This window comes from Natronolimnobius sp. AArcel1, from assembly GCF_011043775.1.
Lineage (GTDB): Archaea > Halobacteriota > Halobacteria > Halobacteriales > Natrialbaceae > Natronolimnobius.
Window position 1 is genome coordinate 668,308 of sequence record NZ_JAAKXY010000002.1, and the last position, 17,940, is coordinate 686,247.

The following is a 17,940-nucleotide window of genomic DNA, read 5'->3' on the forward strand; positions in this document are numbered from 1 at the left end:
AAAATCGACCACGGCGCCAGAACGACTCGAGTGCATTCTCATCGATTCGATCCATCGATAGTCGCCGATAGCACGCGTCTCCCGTCGATCTGCTCGTCACCCGTGACTCTTCAGAAATCCTATACCTTCCCTTTCCGCAAGTTCGCGTATGCCCGCCCGTCGTTCGGTTCTCGCTGGGAGCGCTACTCTCTGCGCGGGTAGCCTCGCTGGCTGTCTCGGATCGCGTCCGTTCTCCTCAAGCACCGACTCATTCGAAGTCTCAACCGAGTGGCCTCGAGTCGAGTACGACTCGGCCGCAACCGGACAGCAGCCAGACGTAACCGGTCCGGTAGAGGACCCAGCAATTCGATGGGACGTCGAGGTCCCGGTCGACGATGGGTACGTTCCTGCGACGCTTGTCGTGGATGAGACGGTGGTCGTCGCCGGCGGTTCGACTGTGACCGCGCTCGAGGCGGACGGCTCGCAGGCGTGGCAGACAGAACTCTTCGACGCGGAACTTGCCGCCGATGGTCGTGGCTACTACTGTAGCGCGGCCGCCGACGACGACCACGTGTTCGTCGGCACCCATCACGGCCTGTTCGCACTCGAGAGAGACGGCGATGTCGAGTGGTCACACGAGGTGGATTCGGACCCCGGCTCCAGCGGCGTCTTTCGATCCCCGGCTGTCATCGACGACACAGTGTACTTCTGTACCGCCGAGGAACGCGAGGTCTGTGCGTATACGACCGACGGCGACGAACGCTGGTGCGTCTCGCTCGAGGAGCCGATCATCGGTGGGCCGGCAGTACACGACGGTCGTGTCTACGTTGGTGACGATGCAGGACTCCACGCGTTCTTGACGGACGGAGATGCGGACTGGAGCATCGATATCGGCCAGGTCCGAGAAACGCCGGCGGCAACCGACCAAACGGTCTACGCTGCCAGCATGACCGGTTCAGGACACACGCTTGCCGAGGTCTCGGGAGAAACTGGAGACGAACGCTGGGAGACGTCGGCACCGTCAGTTTCCGGCCCGCCGACGGTCGTCGACACTGACTCGATGACTGAACTTGCCGTTCCGTCGTGGCACGGGACGGTGTTTCTGTACGACCGGCAGGACGGCACACCGAACTGGGGTGTGCCGATTGGCGACAGTGCCCCTGGCAGACCGGTGTTTCCCGTCGCGGACGAGCAACGCGTTTATGCAACCTCTCGAGGCCACCTCGCGTGTATCGAACCGCGATCAGATCGCATCTGGGACCTCGAGGTCGACGGCGGCAACGGAACCATCGCCCTCGTCGACGGCGCGCTGTTCGTCACCACGACGGGCGGCCACTGCTACGCGGTTACCTGACCCCCGAACCCGCGTCGCATTTATACCTTGTTCGCCCCTAGGGGCGTCCGTGAGTACGCGAACGAGTGCGCTCGATGCAGTCGTCTACGGCGTCGATATCCAGAGTGGTGACGTACGCGGCGATGCCCCCTCCTATGCCCTGGTCCGATACGACGGCGAGGACCTCGAGCGGGATGTCGTCACCCACCGCAAGCTCCGACGACTGATCGACGACGAGGAGCCGGCGATTATCGCGACGGACAACATGTACGAGCTGGCCGCCGACAAAGACCAGCTGATTCACTTCCTTGGTTCGCTGCCAACCGGGACGAAACTCGTCCAAGTGACGGGTGCCGAACAGCCCGAACCGCTCTCTCGAGTCGCGAAACGCCACGGAATTCCCTATGGGAAGGAGCCGATGAAAGAGGCTGAGGCCGCCGCCCGCCTCGCAGCCCACAACGTCGGCCACGAAGTCTCCGCATTTACTGATACGACGGAAGTCAAAGTCGCCCGCGGGCGCTCGACCGGCAGCGGTGGCTGGAGCGAGGACCGCTACACGCGGCGCATCCACGGCTCGGTTCGCACACGCGCCCGAGAGGTCGAATCCGAACTCGAGGATGAAAATCTCGCCTACGAGAAAGACGTCCGCGAGTCCTACGGCGGCTACGCAAACGCCATCTTCACCGTCGAGGCGAAACCCAGCGAGATTCCCGTCTCGCGAAATCGTTCGGGCGACGTTCGCGTCGAAATCGAACGGGAACGCCGCGACGGCATCGAGTTCCGCCCGCTCGCAAAACGCCGGGATCACGTCATCGTCGGCATCGACCCCGGAACGACCACCGCCGTCGCCATCGCCTCGCTCGAAGGCGAGGTCTTGGACGTCTGGAGTTCCCGCATGAGCGACACCGCTGACGTCATCGAGTGGATCGTCGAGCGCGGCCGGCCGATCATTATCGCCGCGGACGTGACGCCGATGCCCGAGACGGTCGAGAAATTCCGCCGCAGTTTCGACGCCGCAGGCTGGACGCCCGAATCGGACCTTCCCGTCGACGAGAAACAACACCGCACGCGCGAAGATCCATACGATGACGACCACCAGCGCGACGCTATGGCGGCCGCGCTGTACGCCTTCGACGCCCACGAGGACCAGTTCGAGCGCATCGCGCGAAAGCTCCCGCCGGGACTCGACCGCGGTGAGGTCACCGCTCGCGTCGTCGCCGGCGAAGAGAGCGTCGAAGCTGTCCTCACTGACCTCGAGGACGATGATCACTCCGAGGAGGATCAAACCAAGCACGAACCCCGCGAACTCACCGAGGAAGAACGCCAGATCAAAGACCTCAAGCGCCAGGTCGAACGCCTCCAGTCCCACGTCGGGACGTTAGAAGACCGCCTCGAGCAGAAAGACGACCGAATTGACGAGCTCGAGTCCGATCTCGAAGCCGCACGCCGCAAAGAGCGCAAGGAAGTACGTCGCGACCGCGAAGTGACCCGCCATCGCCGTACCGCAGAACGCCTCGAGTACGAACGCGACGAGGCCCGCGAGGAAGTCGAGGCACTCGAGGCGAAAGTCGACCGGATGAAAGCCCTCTGGAAGCTCGACCACTCGAACTTCAGCGATGTCTCGGCGAAAAAAGAGGGGCTCGTCCCCGTCAAAGTCATCGAGAAGTTTACCAAAGGCGCGATCCGGGAGGCCGACGATCAGTACGGCATCGCCCCTAGTGACGTTGTCTTCGTTCGCGATGCAAGCGGCGCGGGGCGCTCGACCGCCGAGTTACTGGCTGGCTTCGAGCCACGCGTTGTCCTGAAGAAAGGTGGCCTTTCGGAGATCGCCGACGAGATTCTCTTCGACGAAGACATTCCCGTCGGTCCTGCCGACGATGTCGCCATGCAGGAAGTCGACGAACTCGCCGTTGCCCGCGAGGACGACGTCGACGCTGTCATCGACGACTGGCACGAACGCGCTCGAGACCGCCGCCTCGACCGGAAAGCCGAAATGGTCGATCAACTCATCAGCGAGCACCGTGCCGGCGATAACGAAGTGTAATCATCGGAGAACGCTCAGAACATCCCGAAACTCTGGAGCACGCTCGAGACGAGCGACTTGACGACCAGGCCGAGGCCGGCAAGGACGAGCGCGATCCCAGCCGCGATAATCCAGTCCGCATACGCGATCAGTCCGATCCCAGCCAGCAATACCACGATTCCAACGAATCCAAGCGGGCCAATTTTATCGATCATACGCTGAGTGGCCAGTCGACCGAAATAAACGACGTGGTTTCGCGACTCTGCGTGGTGTCGTCCGACTCGAGGCGAGATTCCGTCGGATAGCGCAGGAAAATCGATAAAGGGTTAAACACCTCCACCGCGAATTTCAGGGTATGAGTGACGACGGAGACGGCGGTCGAAAGAACCTCCGGATGCCAGAGGACGACGAGGTCTTCGCGACCGTCACCGATATGCTCGGGGCGAATCGAGTCCAAGTACGCTGCGCAGACGGCCAGGAACGCACGGCACGCATTCCAGGCAAGATGCAAAAGCGCATCTGGATTCGCGAGGACGATGTTGTCCTCGTCTCGCCGTGGGACTGGCAGGACGAGAAGGCCGACATTACGTGGCGCTACGAAAAGAGCGACGCCGACCAGTTGCGCGAGGAAGGCCATATTCAGTAAAACGAAGTTTTGCGCTGCGGGCCAGCAAAGCTGACCCTCGGCAAAAATTCGATTAAAAGCGCTCCTCCTTCCGTTTCCTTGCTGCGGAGCGACGCAAAGCGTCGCGTCCTCGCTCGTTCACATCAGTCGTCGGCCCGCTCGCAGCCTACCGTCTGCTCGCGGTGAACGGCTTCGCTCGGGTTTTTCAAACCGCTCGCTCGCCGATGCTATGGGGGTAGATTGTTTCACCAGTTATTGCCACCATGTGTACGGGCCTCCCCTTCCCCGGTTTGTGCTCTCCTCGAGATGCTTGGAGCGCGCTCGCGGCCACGATCTGAGTGAATTTACTCGTCAATCGTGAGACGCAGACACGTCCAGCACCGTCGTACAGAAAGCTTATTCCTTTCCTTGACTTTCCAGCCGGCATGACTCTTAGTCGACGCCAGCTCCTGCAGGGTGTCGGAGCCGGCGTTTCCATCGGCGTGCTCGGGAACACGGCGTCGACGCCGGCAGCCGCGTCGACACCACCGTCTGGGGACGACACGCAACGCGTGCTGGTCCACCCGGACAACGGACTGCTTGGGGGGCTGATCGACGTTATTGAGCAACTCGGCGGGACGACACTCCTCGAGTTCGAACACTTCGAGTTCATTGCAGCGGAGGTTCCGGAAAGCCGCTTGGATGACCTTATTGGTGCCTCGGGCATCGCCCACGTCGAAGACGACGAGGAAACGGGCATTCCCGACGACTGGTCGCCCAACCTGCTCGAGTTCCTGTTGCCGCCGGATCGGTCGGACTGTTCAACCCATCCCGACCAACAGGCGTCGTGGGGCCTCGAGCGAATCGGAGCCGATGAGGTCGACGCGGACGGTGCGGACGTCGATATCGGCGTTCTCGATACGGGAATTCAAACCGATCACTGTAGTCTCGAGGTCGCTGACGGGCAGAATTTCACGGCTGACGGACTGGCTGGCGACTACGAGGATCGCCACGGCCACGGCACCCATGTCGCCGGGATTGCGGGCGCGCTCGAGAACGACCTCGGCGTGGTCGGAACGGCACCGAACGCGGCCCTCCACGCCGTGAAGGTGCTCGACGACGAGGGCCGGGGCCGATACAGCGAGTTGATCGCGGGCATCGACTGGTGCATGTCGAACGACGTCGAGATTATCTCGATGAGCCTCGGCGGTGAGGAAGAGAGCCGAGCAGTCGACGACGCAGTCGAAGCTGCACACGACGCAGGCCATCTGCTGCTCACCGCGGCCGGAAACGCCGGGAACGCCGAAAACGGTGCCTGCAGCGAGGAGACGATGTCCTATCCGGCAACCCACGAGAAGGTTCTCGCAGTCGCGGCGATGGACGAAGATGAGACGCTGGCATCCTACAGCAGCGTCGGTGAGGCCATCGACCTGCTGGCCCCCGGCACGGACATCGTCTCGAGCGTCGTCGACAACGAGTACGCCGAAGCCAGCGGGACGAGCATGGCCTGTCCGTTCGTCACCGGCGTCGCGGCACTGGTCTGGGGACAACAGGATGCGGACGGTCCCGGGCCGAACGAGGCCGTGAGAGAACGGCTTACCGAAACGGCGGAGCCAGTCCTCGAGACCTGCGAGGAAGGTCACGGCCTTGTCGACGCCCGCGCAGCACTCGAGGGCGAGACGGACGGCGACAACTCGCTCGAGGATGGGAGAGAGGGAAGCGACCTCACTGAGAGCGGTCGGCTTGGCTCGGCACTCGAGTGGGTTTCGGACGCGATTACGGGCCTTCTCGAGTGGATTCGCGGGCTGTTCACGTGAGAAATCCACCGACAGAATCGACCTGAAAACGAGTTTGTCTCGAACGCAGCCTACAGTCCCGCGACGTCTTCGATGGCATCGGTCAGGGCCTTGATCGACTCGAGGTCGTGTTCGCCCATATGGCCGATGCGGAACGTTGTCTCGCCGAGTTGGGAGCCGTAGCCGTTCGAGAAGACGAAGTCGTACTCCTCGCTGACGGTTTCGATTGTGTCGGCGACGTCGATGCCTTGCGTGTTCTCGATACAGGAGACGGTCTGGGACTCGTAGCCTTCCTCGGGGAACATATCGAAGTGCTTGTGAGCCCATTCCTGGGTGTACTCGGCCATCTCGCGGTGGCGCTCGTCGCGGGAAGCGTGGCCCTCCTCAAGCATGTGTTTCATCTGCGTGCGGTAGGCGAGCATGATCGGGATGGCGGGCGTCGAGTGAGTCTGGCCCTTCCGGTCGTAGTAGTCGATGGTGCGCTGGAAGCCGCCGTACCACGATGCCGAGTCTTTCTCGAGTTCGCGCTCGTAGGCGTCCTCACTGACCGTACAGATGGCAAGCCCTGGCGGCATCGCGAACGCCTTCTGGCTCGAGGCGAACAGCACGTCGATGTTGTGCTCGTCGATATCGACGGCGTCACCGCCCAGCGCGGAGACGGCGTCCACGACGAAGTACGTGTCCGGATACTCGGCGATGACGTCACCGATTTCCTCGATTGGGTTGCGAACGCCAGTCGAGGACTCGTTCATGACGGTCGCAACTACGTCGTAGTGCGTGTCGCTCTCCTCGAGCGTGTCGCGGATGTCTTCGGGTTTGATTGCCTGGCCCCAGTCGTACTCGAGGCGATCAACGTTTTTCCCGAGTCGCTCGGCGACGTTGGCGTGGCGCTCGCTGAAGCTGCCACAGGTCGGCACGAGGATGTTCTCGTCGACGAGGTTGAGCGTCGAGGCCTCCCAGAACTCGGTTCCCGACCCTGTGAGGATGATGACGTCGTTGTCAGTGCCGAGGAACTCCTTGGTGTCCTCGACGATAGTCGTATAGAGGTCGGTCATGCGGTCCATTCGGTGGCCGAACATCGGCTCGCACATGGCCTCGATGACGTCTTCGCGCACTTCGGTTGGCCCCGGAATGTACAGCGTCTTGTCGGGATAGTCGCCGGTATACTCGCGTTTTTGCGTCACGAAATCACCTGATACGGTGTACTGGAGCGCCAACCAGTATGGTACTTTTGATGCCCTTCCGAAATCGAGATATCGATGTGTTACTGTTTGTGACTCTGGCCCTGTCCAGTTCGGACTAGGATTGCTCTCTCACACGCTGGTGCTGCAAAAAGAACTGCGAAGGTTTCGTCGAATTTACTGAACGTCGATCGAACCGACCATCGTCGTCTCGTGTGGGTCACAGACGTACTCGGCCATGTCGGAGCTGGCTTCGAACTCGAGCCATTGGTCGTCGTCTGGGTCACTGACTTCGTCAGTCTGGAGGTCGTCGACAACGTCGCCGCCGTCGTCTCGAATCTCGATGTTGTGGTCGGCACCGTCGCCTTCGGTCCAGCCGATTTCGTAGGTTTCGCCCTCTTCGAGGACGAGCGTTGGGTTTTCGTCGCCGTCAATGGAGTCGGGGGCGATGCCGACCCATCCAGGCGTCTGGCCGTCGAATTCGATTTCGGTGCCAGGCTCGATTGCTTCGGCCTCGTCACCGTCATCCTCGCCGTTCCCGTTTCCATTGCCGTTTCCGTTTCCGTTGCCGTCGTCGTCATCGCTACAGCCAGCGACAAGTGCCGTCGCAGCAGCCGCACCGGTGAGCTTCATAGCGGTTCGGCGAGAGACCGATTTGTCTCGTGTCATCAGCTGTGAGTTAGGGCTGAGTACATAAAAATTAACACCCTCCATTCCTTCACAGACATGCGTTCACATGCCACAATTATGCTCGCGGTTTTTGGGAATCCGTATATTTTGTCGTGAACGAGACGCCATCGCACACTCACTGGAGAGTGTACTACGCAATTCGTGCTCAATGGCCGGTCTTCTCCCGTTAGTCAGCAGATTCGCGTCTGTCTCGTCCGAATAGCCCGTCTTCCTCGAGCGAGAGTCGCAGGAAAGTCGGGACGGCGACGAGCGCGATTGCAATCTCGAGGCCGCCTACGGTGAGGAAGGCGAGGTCGTACCCGTAGCTGCTGGCGACGGTGCCGCCGATGAGAAAGCCACCGAGGAAGCCGAGGTTCCCGGCGAGGTTGAAGCCAGCCATCGCCAGGCCGCGTTCGCTCTCGTCGGCGAGGTCGGTCACGAGTGCCATCGTCGTCGGTGAGACGAGTGCGCCGAGGATGCCGATGGTAATCATCGCGACAGCGGCGGTTGAAACGGTGGGTGCAGCGCCGACGAGTAAGATGCCGACACCGTAACAGATCGAGCCGATAACAATCGGTGCCGTGCGGCCGATGCGATCTGAGAGCGTCCCCATCGGATACTGCAGCAAGGCAAAGGGTGCGAAAAAGCACGCCAGTAGGAGTCCGGTCGTTCCGGCACCAATGGCGAACGTTTCCTGAAAGTACAGTGTGCCGACGAGCGCAAAAAAGCCCGCCGTCATCCGGTCAACGAAGCCGAAGGCGTACGGAATCGACAGCGTGGGTCGACGGCTAATCCCCTCGAGGAGCGCGCGTGCAGTCCGGGTTTGTGTCGGCGTGCGATCCGGAACGAACGACACCAGCACGCCGACGACGACGAGCAAACCGCTGGCGACGGCAAGCGGCGCGAGCGGGTCGACTTCGGTGAGTTGGCCGCCAATTGGCGCACCCATCGCAGCGCCGAGTCCGATTGCAATGCCGGCCGCGCCCATGTTACGGCCGTGGCCACCCTCGAGATCCATCAGCATCGTCATCGTCAGCGAGAGCGCGCCGATGGTCATCGCGCCCTGCAGAACGCGCAACAGGAGGACGCCTTCGAACGAAATCGAACCGATGGTCGGGATGAGTGCAAGTGCCGCGTAGCTGGCCGCACCGGCGAGTGCGCTGACGACAATGAACGGCGTTCGGCGTCCGGTCACATCGCTTAGCATCCCCCAGACGCCGACGAACGCGACATAGGCGGCGAATTCGCTCACGAGAAACCACATGCTCGCATCGAGGGCTGTCTGGGCGAACGGCGAGGCGGTCGCATCGGCACCGAGCGTTTCGACTAACGTCGCGATGCCGGGATAGAGCAACAACTGCGAGAACAGGACGGCGAAGACGACCGCTGCGAGGACCAGTCGATCGCGGTCACTCGAGTGCACGTCGGCCACTACGGGTCGGAGTCCTATCAAGCGCCCGACTTCGACTCACCAGTGGGCGTCTCTCGGCCGCCTTACTCCGAGACAGCGGCCTGTGCTTCTGCGAGCGTGAAGTTCCCTTCATACAGTGCGCTGCCGACGACGACTGCGGCCGCACCCGTTGACTCGAGCGCCCGGACGTCCTCGAGCGTGGCGACGCCGCCGCTTGCGATCACCGGAATATCAGTCGCCTCGACGAGTTCGCGAACTGGCTCGGTGGCGACACCCTCGAGTTGGCCTTCGACGTCGACGTTCGTAAAGAGAATCGCTGCGGCTCCGAGGTCCTCGTACCGTTCTGCGGCTTCGACTGGCGAGATACCTGCACCTTCGGTCCAGCCCTCGACGACGACCTCGCCGTCTTTCGCGTCGAGACTGACGACGACGCTGTCAGGGTACTCCGCGCTGATCTCGCCGACGATGTCGGGCTCTTCGACTGCTGCCGTGCCGAGAATGACACGGTCGAGTCCGCGCTCGAGCAGCGCCGCCGCGTCATCGACGGTTCGGATGCCACCGCCAAGCTGGGTTGGCACGTCGACGGCCTCGAGGACGCTCTCGAGTGCGTCGCTGTTTGCGCGCTCGCCGTCGAACGCGCCGTCTAAGTCGACCAGGTGAAGTGACTCCGCACCGGCGTCGATCCATCGTTCGGCGGCCTCGACTGGCTCGCCGTAGGTTGTCTCTGTGCCGCGTTCGCCCTGAACGAGCTGGACGACCTCGCCATCTTGAATGTCGACCGCTGGAATAACCTCGAACTCGGCGAACTCGCTGGCCTCTTCAGTTTGGTTCATACGCGTGTGGGCGCGACCAACTCGAGTAAAGGCGACGATTTCGTGTTTGTTTCTCGGCCCTCGTATCGCACTACCATCGCCTCAAGACAGTTTACTTTCCGTACAGAATTGTTACATGTTTGGTCGATGTGGCTCGTCGTATGGCGATTCTCGCGTCGATTGCACAGACAGCAGCCCAGCCCGATCTGACGACGGACATCCTCGTCGTCTTCGGTGTCGTCGCCCTCGCGCTCGTGCTTTTTCTCACTGAGCGGCTGCCAATCGACGTGACTGCGATTTTGTTGATCGTTGTACTGGTTCTCTTAGAGCCATGGACGGGTATCGACCCGTCGACCGGCATTTCGGGGTTTGCAAACGATGCGACGATTACTGTGCTCGCAATGTTGATCCTGAGCGGCGGCGTTGCGCGGACAGGCGTCGTACAGGAGCTTGGCCGGCGAATGGCGGCTTTCGCGGGTGACAACATTCAAAAGCAACTGCTTGCGACGATCGTCGCGACGAGCCCTGTCTCTGGGTTTCTCAACAATACGCCGGTCGTCGCCCTGCTCGTGCCGGTCGTCACCGACGTCGCGAATCGAGGGAATACGTCGCCATCGAAACTGCTGATTCCGCTGTCGTATGCCTCACAGGTCGGCGGTATGCTCACGCTTATCGGCACCTCGACGAACATCCTTGCGAGCGACATTAGCGCCCGCCTCGGCGAGGAGTACGCCGAACTCCATCGTTTCTCGATGTTCGAGTTCACCCAACTGGGTGCGATCGTCGTCATCGTCGGCGCGCTGTACCTGATCTTCGTCGGCCACTACCTCCTCCCCGAGCGCGTGCCCCCGCGTGCGGACTACCTCGAGACGTACGACGTTGGCGACTACATTGTCGAAGTCGCGGTCGTGCCAGGCTCACCGCTCGCTGGCGGTTCAGTCAGCGAGGCAACGGCAGCGTTTGGGACCGACATCGACATCGTCCAGATCGTTCGGGCTGGCGACCGCTCTATCGCACCGCGCCGTGAGACGCCGCTTCAGGAGGGCGATACGCTGGTTGTTCGCACTGATCGCGACGCGATCACTATGCTCGAGGACGTGACCGGCGTCGAACTCGTCGGCGACCCGCGTTCGGATGCCGACCTCGAGTCGGGCAACGAGGGGATCATCACCGAACTGGTCGTCTCGCTCGATTCCCGACTCGTCGGCGAGCGACTGAATCCGGAACGGTTCCGCGAGGAGTTCAACGCGGCTGTTCTTGGCCTGCGTCAGCGCGGCGAACTCGTCGCCGACCGCCTCGTCGGCAAGCGTCTCGAGGTCGGCGATACGCTGCTCGTTCAAGCGCCACCCGAAACCCTGGATCGCCTCTCGAGACGCGATGACGTGATCGTCGCTCGCGAACCGCCTCAGCCGGAGTATCGCGCGGATAAGGCACCGATTGCGCTCGCGATCATGCTCGGTGTCGTCGCAGTCGCTGCGCTCGAACTCTACCCGATCCTGATTTCGGCGCTGGCGGGCGTCGTTGCAATGGTCGTCACAGGCGTGCTCAAGCCGAACGAGCTGTACGACGCGGTCGAGTGGGACATCATCTTCTTGCTCGCGGGTGTGATTCCGCTTGGGATTGCACTCGAGCAATCCGGCGGGGCGGCCTATCTCGCTTGGTTGGTCGTCTCGACGGCCGGCTTTCTCCCAACGTTGGTCGTACTGTGGCTGTTTTATATCGTCACGGGGCTCATCACGGAGATGATCAGCAACAATGCGAGCGTCGTCTTGCTCGTTCCCGTCGCAGCGGCGTCAGCGGCAGCGATTGGGTCGAATCCGTTCGCGTTCGTGATGGCCGTCACGTTCGCCGCCAGCACGGCATTTCTGGGGCCGATTGGCTACCAGACGAACCTGTTCGTCTACGGTCCCGGTGGCTACCGCTTTAGCGACTACTTCCGGATTGGCGCGCCGTTGCAACTGATTCTCTCGGTTGTCACCGTCCTCGGCATCGCTTACTTCTGGGGGATTTGAGTTGACTCGAGACACTGCGCCCTCAACTGATCGACAACTCGCCGACTCGAGTCAGGTCGGTGAAATCAACGGACAGCACTCGGAGAGTGCGTCCAGTACTTATTTTATCGGTATTCGTGTATGTGTGATCGATGGTCGAAACCGTGCTGTTGGTTGGTGTTGTCGCCTCGATTTTCGTCGGGTTCAACATCGGTGGCTCCTCGACGGGGATTACGTGGGGACCGTCGGTCGGGGCTGGAATCGTTTCGAAGACGACAGCTGCGGCCGTGATGACGGTGTTCGTCTTCCTCGGTGGGATGACCGTCGGCCGGAACGTGATGGATACGCTCAGCGAGGGACTCATCGATGTCGAACTCACGCTGGCGGCAGGCGTCGCCGTCCTCTTTTTCATCGGCCTGGGGATGCTCATCGCCAACATCTTCGGTGTTCCCGTCCCGACGTCGATGACCACAGTCGGCGCAATCGCTGGTCTCGGGCTGGCGACTGACACGCTGAACTACGAGACCATTGCCGGCATCATTACCTGGTGGATCGTCACACCAATCATCGGCCTCTGGATTGGCGTGTTGATCGGGCGGTACATCTACCCGTGGGTCAACAACCGAGTGACGATCACAAAATCCGAGGGGCCGTTACTGGCACTCGAGCGTGATGCTACCGTTCCACGACCGACTCTCGGTCCGAACACGACCCAAACGGAACTCGCGACGACGGTTGCCGTCCTCGCGATTGGTTGTTACATGGCGTTCAGTGCTGGTGCGAGCAACGTCCCGAACGCTGCGGCCCCGCTTGTGGGGACCGCTGACGGCCTGCCAGACGATACGGCGATTATCATTGCGACACTCGCGATCAGTCTCGGTGGCTTTACCATTGCCCGACGAACGATGGACTCCGTCGGCGGGGAACTGAGCGACATTCCGCTGCTCGCGGCGCTGTTCGTCATGGTGACCGCCTCGACGATCACCACACTGCTTTCGTGGGCGGGCATTCCGATCAGCCTCGTGATGGCGACCGTGATGACCATCGTCGGCATCGGTTGGGGCCGAGCAACCCGCCCCATCACCGTTCGCGAAGCAGTTTCTCGCGATCCCGAGCCATCGGAGATAGAACTCGGTGCAATCGTCGCTGAGGAGAAAGTCGGCGAGACCGCCCCACAGATTGGTGAACCCGAAGCCGAAGACGTCCTCCGCGGCGAGGATCTGTTCAACCCGCGCGCGATCATCAAGTACGTCTCGATGTGGGTCATTGGTCCCTCGATGTCGACGATTCTCGCCTACGGCTTCTTCACCGCATTCCCCGGGTTCGCCTAAGGTGGAACTTTGGGGCTGGCTGTCGTAGCACTCCTTATGACCTCACGCGTTCTCGTCCCGATGGACGACTCCGACCACGCCGAACACGCCCTCGAGTACGCCCTCGAGAATCACCCAGACGCCGAAATCACCGTCTTGCACGTCGTTGGCGTCCCCTCGATGATGATGGGTGAAGCAGTCGGATTGACACTCGAGGACGATCTCGATGCGGCTGCAACAGACCGTGCACAAGCGGTGTTCGATCGCGCGCGTGAATGCACCGAGGAACGGAACCGAGACCTCGAGACGGTTGTCGGTATCGGGCATCCGGCACGGAACATTATCGACCGTGCTGATGATTACGATGCGATTATTCTTGGGAGTCACGGCGAAGACTGGAGCCGTGCGACACATCGCTTTCTCGTTGGGAACGTCGCAGAGACGGTCTCAAAACGGGCTCCAGTTCCGGTGACGATAGTTAGATAGGGCAGCCGTTAGGACTCTGACTCCTCCTCAACGGATTCGTCAACCTCTTCAGCATCTTCTTCGCGTGGCTGTTGGTGGTCGTCGCCAGCGTCGAGTTGCGCCTGCACTTCGCCGACCTGTTTTCCAACGGTTTCTTCAACAGTTTCACTGACTGTTTCCTCGACGGTTTCGTTCACCGTTTCTTCAACCGTTTCGCTGACTGTTTCCTCGACGGTTTCGCTGACGGTTTCTTCGACAGTTTCACTGACCGTTTCCTCAACAGTTTCGTTCACTGTCTCTTCGACGGTTTCGCTGACTGTTTCCTCGACGGATTTATCGACTGCTTCGCCGACAGATTCTTCGACGGTTTCGCTCACGGTTTCCTCGACAGTTTCGTTTACTGTCTCTTCGACGGACTTGTCGACTGCCTCGCCGACGGATTCCTCGACAACATCTTCGACCTGTGTCTGGACTTCACCAACCTGTTTCTCGACGGTTTCGCCAACGGCAGTCTCAACTGTTTCCTCGACTTTCGCCTGGACGTCGTCGACTTGCTTTTCGACGGTTTCACCGACTGTCTCCTCGACTGCCTGTGTCATCCAGTTCGGATCGAACCGTGCCATCTTCCAGACGACGTGGATCACGTACGAAATAAAGACCCCAATCCCGAACGCGAGTCCAGCGTTTGTGGTGTCGAGCACGACGATTAAAACGATTGAGAGCGCAATCAACGCCCCATACGCGATATCAACTGCCGCATCGACACGGACCGGATTCAGCATCGGTCGCTGTCACCCGCCAGTTGTGCTCGCACACCTTCGAGGGTGGATTCCGCTCGAGTCTGTCGGTGCTGTTCGGTTCGCTCGCCTCGCCATCGAAGGACATCCGCCCACGCAACATACATCGTGTTCGACCGTACGGTAGTCGTAATTGAAACGTTTTCCGTCGCCTCTGTACTTGTGACAACGTCGTGTCTCGTTGGCCCACCGTCAACTAATGATTCAAATAGGGTCCTTTTTAGGATCAGCGCACTTGAGTTCACAGTGTGACTGAAGTATTGCTTTTTGTCGGGTTACTGGTTGCTGTGTTCGTCGGGTACAACATCGGCGGCGCAACGACGGGGCCGGCATTCGGGCCAGCCGTCGGTGCAAACGTCATCACCAAGCTGATGGCGGCTGCGCTGATGTCTATTTTCTTCTTTCTGGGCGCGGTGACGATTGGCCCGAACGTCGTCACGACACTTGGCGAAGAGCTCGTTCATACGACCGAGATATTCACGCTGCAGGCCAACGTCGCGGTTCTCTTTTTCATCGGCACCGCGCTGTTTATTGGAAACTACGCCGGTGTCCCCGCATCGACATCGATGACTGCCGTCGGTGCGATCGCCGCACTCGGGTTTGCAACAGGCGAACTCGCATGGGACGTACTCGGCGAGATCGCCGTCTGGTGGATTGTTGCACCAATTATCGGCTTCTGGGTCGGTGGGATTATTGGCCGATACTTCTACACCCGGATCAACGAGTGGGTCGCCATCGAAGGCACGAGCGGGGGCAGACAGATGATCACGGTCGACCGTTCGGGTGTTGCGCCGCGACTCCAGTTCGGCGACGACGCAACCCGCCGTGAAATCACAGGCGCGTTCGTCGTCGTCGGTATCGGCTGTCTGATGGCCTTCTCGTCGGGAACAAGCAACATCGCAAACGCCATCGCACCGATCTACGGCGCTGACGTCGACATCCTCGAGGTCTTCGGGCTCGGCGACCCCGGGACGATTGCGGGCGTTGAGGCCGACATGCTGTTGCTGATCGTCGTTGGCTCTATTGCCGTTGCAATCGGCTGTTTCACGATTGCGCGGCGAACGCTCGATACGCTCGGCAACGACATCACGAACCTGCCGCTGACGGCCGCAATCGTTGTCGCCGTCATCGCGTCGGGGATCGTTATCGGACTCTCCTGGATCGGCATTCCGGCGAGTTTCGTCGTCATCGCGACGATGAGCATCATTGGACTTGGCTGGGGTCGCGCAACCCGGACAACGACGATTTCGGACGCCCGGCAGGGCGAGGAGACGCGGGTGTCTGTCGGTGCGTTGACCGCCGATGAGGAAGGCGAACCCTCGCCAGAAATCGGCGAAGAAGAGCCCGAAGACATCCCTAAAGCCTCGGATCTGTTCGATCCGTCGACGACCGCTCGTGTCATCCTCATGCAGAACGTCGTCCCGCTCATCTCGACCGTCGGCGCGTTCATCACCTTCCGATTCATCCCCATCTTCGGACTGTAATTGGGGGCCTGTTCCTCGAGCGGGAAATTTTCAACCACCAAACAAAAACTTGCCCTTTCGTCGGAACCAGTTCTTTGCCGTGTTCGGCAGTCTGCGGGTCGTTAGACTGTGACATTCGCCACTAGTGAACCGCCGCTATCTATTTCGACAATTGCTGGACACTTGTCGCTTACGAACCTCGTTCTGAACGATTTTTCCGACATTTGTCGACATTCTTCTCTTCAAACGGCTCAATTAAGCGGTAAAGACAATTTAGGACTGAACAGCAAGCTATACCAGTGCGGGACGTGAATCACCAAGTGATGCCCACGGTAGAATACCTCAACTACGAAGTAGTGGACGACAACGGCTGGGACATTTACGACGACGACATCTTCTCGGAGGCCGCCGACGCCGGCCTCGACGAGGAAGACTACGGGTCTCTCGATGTCAACGAGGGCGAGTACATCCTCGAGGCCGCTGAGGCACAGGGCTACGACTGGCCCTTCTCGTGCCGTGCTGGTGCGTGTGCAAACTGTGCTGCAATCGTTGTCGAAGGCGAAATCGACATGGACATGCAGCAAATCCTCTCCGACGAGGAAGTCGAGGAGAAAAACGTCCGCCTGACCTGCATCGGCTCCGCTGAGACCGACGAGGTCAAAATCGTCTACAACGCAAAGCATCTCGACTACCTGCAGAACCGCGTCATTTAAACGCACTGCAGTACCAGCGGTTCAATCACCCCATTCGGGGATTTTTCGCGGCGTCACCATCGCATAGCCGCTGGCTCGACCGTCCACACGAGCCGAAAGGATAACACCCCCTCGCTCGAGAGTGACCACTGTGACACTCGCTGTCGTCTCGGCGACGGGACCGGACCTCCTGCGACTCGTTGCCGTCCCCGTGTTCACCTGGGCTGCCATTCGAGATATCAAGACCAGACGCATCTCGAGTCAGGTCTGGATTCCACTCGCACTGTTGGGCGCGCTGTTGCTCGCCTGGGAGGGGTGGCTCGCCTGGAACGCCGACTCGCTCGTCTGGGCGCATGAGTTTCTCATCCCAGCGGCGGTGAGTCTTGGATTCGTCGTCCCGATTGCGTATCTGTTCTGGTGGATCGGCGGGTTCGGCGGCGCAGACGCGAAGGCGTTGCTCGTCCTCGCGCTGTTGTTTCCGACGTTTCCAGCCTACACGGTCGGCTCGTGGACGTTCCCGCTCACGGAGACGCCAGTTGGCGCGCTCTCGTTTACGATTCTGACCAACGCGGTTCTGGTCGCGATCACGATTCCGGTCGCACTCGCGGTCCGCAACGCCCTCGCCGGGCGCATCGCACCGGTGATGTTCATCGGCTGGCCGATCAGTTGGGACCAACTCGAGGACCACCACGGCCGCCTGCTCGGCACACCATCCGGCGGCGCTCGAGGCGGCCTCGACCTCGATGCCTTGCGAATGTACCTGCGCTGGCGTGGCCTCACGCTGACTGCTGTTCGGGACAACCCCGACTACTACCGCAATCCTGAGACACTTCCCGACGAGCCCAATCCGCCGACAGATGGCGCTGTAACGGCTGACGTTCCGGTCGAAGACGGTGGCACTGTCGACGCCGAGACGCTCGAGGGTGAGGGAGACACTGACGCACCGTCCGACGACCCGTGGGGCGCAGCGGCGTTTCTCGAGGATATCGAGGGCTCGGCCTACGGAACGACGCCGACGGAGCTACGCGAGGGACTCGACGCCGCCGTGGAAAAAGACACTGTCTGGATTTCGCCGGGCACGCCGTTTCTCGTCCCTGTATTCGTTGGACTGGTGATCGCGCTCGTGTACGGAGACGTTCTGATCGGCGCGTTGCTATAATTAGTCAAACCCGACGAATCGCTCGTACAACGGCACCAGCGCCGTCCAGAAGACGACGAACACGGCCCCGATTCCGATGACTACCAGCCACGGTGTTCCCGCGCCGACCGGCGGGCCACTCGCGAGGAGCGCGAACGTCGCGATGAACAGAAATATGCAGACGAGTACGCTGCCGACCTCGAGTGTGGTCGCGATTGGATGGGCGCGAAACTGGGCGACGATGCTGGCGGGAGGCATACTCGAGACTCACACTGA

Annotated in this window: 17 protein-coding genes; 10 read left to right on the forward strand and 7 right to left on the reverse strand. The window is 60.8% G+C overall.

Annotated features, from left to right (window positions below; genetic code table 11):
- Nucleotides 1-148 precede the first annotated feature (148 nt).
- Entirely contained in the window at nucleotides 149-1,333 is a 1,185-nt protein-coding gene (locus G6M89_RS07430) for a PQQ-binding-like beta-propeller repeat protein (RefSeq protein ID WP_165161154.1), read from the forward strand.
- 49 nt (nucleotides 1,334-1,382) lie between these two features.
- A complete protein-coding gene (locus G6M89_RS07435; RefSeq protein WP_165161155.1) occupies nucleotides 1,383-3,356 on the forward strand; it encodes a DUF460 domain-containing protein in 1,974 nt (657 codons plus the stop codon).
- A 14-nt stretch (nucleotides 3,357-3,370) separates the two neighbouring features.
- On the opposite strand, the gene G6M89_RS07440 is transcribed toward G6M89_RS07435, so the two are convergent.
- Nucleotides 3,371-3,550, reverse strand: a complete 180-nt coding sequence (locus G6M89_RS07440) for a hypothetical protein (protein ID WP_054864181.1) — start codon at nucleotides 3,548-3,550, stop codon at nucleotides 3,371-3,373.
- A gap of 140 nt (nucleotides 3,551-3,690) precedes the next feature.
- Here G6M89_RS07440 and eif1A point away from each other — a divergent pair, with 140 nt between their 5' ends.
- Both eif1A and G6M89_RS07450 read left to right on the forward strand, forming a co-directional pair.
- Nucleotides 3,691-3,981 carry a translation initiation factor eIF-1A gene (gene eif1A / locus G6M89_RS07445; RefSeq protein ID WP_165161156.1) on the forward strand — a complete coding sequence of 97 codons (291 nt, stop codon included), beginning with the start codon at nucleotides 3,691-3,693 and terminating at the stop codon, nucleotides 3,979-3,981.
- Nucleotides 3,982-4,385: 404 nt separating this feature from the next.
- Entirely contained in the window at nucleotides 4,386-5,756 is a 1,371-nt protein-coding gene (locus G6M89_RS07450; protein ID WP_165161157.1) for a S8 family peptidase, read from the forward strand.
- A gap of 50 nt (nucleotides 5,757-5,806) precedes the next feature.
- On the opposite strand, the gene G6M89_RS07455 is transcribed toward G6M89_RS07450, so the two are convergent.
- From G6M89_RS07455 to hisA, 4 genes are all read right to left on the reverse strand, one after another.
- Nucleotides 5,807-6,919, reverse strand: coding sequence for an alanine--glyoxylate aminotransferase family protein (locus G6M89_RS07455; RefSeq protein ID WP_165161158.1), 1,113 nt, complete (start codon nucleotides 6,917-6,919; stop codon nucleotides 5,807-5,809).
- A 174-nt stretch (nucleotides 6,920-7,093) separates the two neighbouring features.
- Nucleotides 7,094-7,585 (reverse strand): plastocyanin/azurin family copper-binding protein, encoded by a 492-nt coding sequence (locus G6M89_RS07460; protein ID WP_165161159.1) that lies wholly within the window; start codon nucleotides 7,583-7,585, stop codon nucleotides 7,094-7,096.
- 187 nt (nucleotides 7,586-7,772) lie between these two features.
- Nucleotides 7,773-9,008, reverse strand: a complete 1,236-nt coding sequence (locus G6M89_RS07465; protein ID WP_165161316.1) for an MFS transporter — start codon at nucleotides 9,006-9,008, stop codon at nucleotides 7,773-7,775.
- A gap of 71 nt (nucleotides 9,009-9,079) precedes the next feature.
- Nucleotides 9,080-9,829, reverse strand: a complete 750-nt coding sequence (gene hisA / locus G6M89_RS07470) for a 1-(5-phosphoribosyl)-5-[(5-phosphoribosylamino)methylideneamino]imidazole-4-carboxamide isomerase (RefSeq protein WP_165161160.1) — start codon at nucleotides 9,827-9,829, stop codon at nucleotides 9,080-9,082.
- 140 nt (nucleotides 9,830-9,969) lie between these two features.
- Between hisA and G6M89_RS07475 the strand changes: the two genes are divergently transcribed.
- The 3 genes from G6M89_RS07475 to G6M89_RS07485 all read left to right on the forward strand — a co-directional run bounded on the left by G6M89_RS07475 (nucleotide 9,970) and on the right by G6M89_RS07485 (nucleotide 13,595).
- The gene (locus G6M89_RS07475) at nucleotides 9,970-11,820 is read left to right on the forward strand and encodes an SLC13 family permease (protein WP_165161161.1); all 1,851 of its coding nucleotides are present in this window, start codon (nucleotides 9,970-9,972) and stop codon (nucleotides 11,818-11,820) included.
- Between the two features lie 131 nt (nucleotides 11,821-11,951).
- On the forward strand, nucleotides 11,952-13,130 hold the full coding sequence (locus G6M89_RS07480; protein WP_165161162.1) for an inorganic phosphate transporter: 1,179 nt from the start codon (nucleotides 11,952-11,954) through the stop codon (nucleotides 13,128-13,130).
- 36 nt (nucleotides 13,131-13,166) lie between these two features.
- Entirely contained in the window at nucleotides 13,167-13,595 is a 429-nt protein-coding gene (locus G6M89_RS07485) for a universal stress protein (protein ID WP_165161163.1), read from the forward strand.
- An 8-nt stretch (nucleotides 13,596-13,603) separates the two neighbouring features.
- Here the strand turns inward: G6M89_RS07485 and G6M89_RS07490 are convergent, their stop codons facing one another.
- Nucleotides 13,604-14,356: a hypothetical protein gene (locus G6M89_RS07490; protein WP_165161164.1), complete on the reverse strand. Its 753-nt coding sequence runs from the start codon at nucleotides 14,354-14,356 to the stop codon at nucleotides 13,604-13,606.
- Nucleotides 14,357-14,619: 263 nt separating this feature from the next.
- On the opposite strand from G6M89_RS07490, the gene G6M89_RS07495 reads away from it, so the two are divergent.
- The 3 genes from G6M89_RS07495 (at nucleotide 14,620) to G6M89_RS07505 (ending at nucleotide 17,685) form a co-directional block, all read left to right on the forward strand.
- A complete protein-coding gene (locus G6M89_RS07495) occupies nucleotides 14,620-15,855 on the forward strand; it encodes an inorganic phosphate transporter (protein WP_165161165.1) in 1,236 nt (411 codons plus the stop codon).
- A gap of 302 nt (nucleotides 15,856-16,157) precedes the next feature.
- Entirely contained in the window at nucleotides 16,158-16,547 is a 390-nt protein-coding gene (fer, locus tag G6M89_RS07500) for a ferredoxin Fer (protein ID WP_165161166.1), read from the forward strand.
- Between the two features lie 130 nt (nucleotides 16,548-16,677).
- Complete coding sequence (locus G6M89_RS07505) at nucleotides 16,678-17,685, forward strand: A24 family peptidase C-terminal domain-containing protein (RefSeq protein WP_165161167.1); 1,008 nt, start codon at nucleotides 16,678-16,680, stop codon at nucleotides 17,683-17,685.
- Here G6M89_RS07505 and G6M89_RS07510 read toward each other — a convergent pair whose 3' ends face one another.
- Complete coding sequence (locus tag G6M89_RS07510; protein WP_165161168.1) at nucleotides 17,686-17,922, reverse strand: hypothetical protein; 237 nt, start codon at nucleotides 17,920-17,922, stop codon at nucleotides 17,686-17,688. It lies immediately after the preceding gene.
- Nucleotides 17,923-17,940 lie beyond the last annotated feature (18 nt).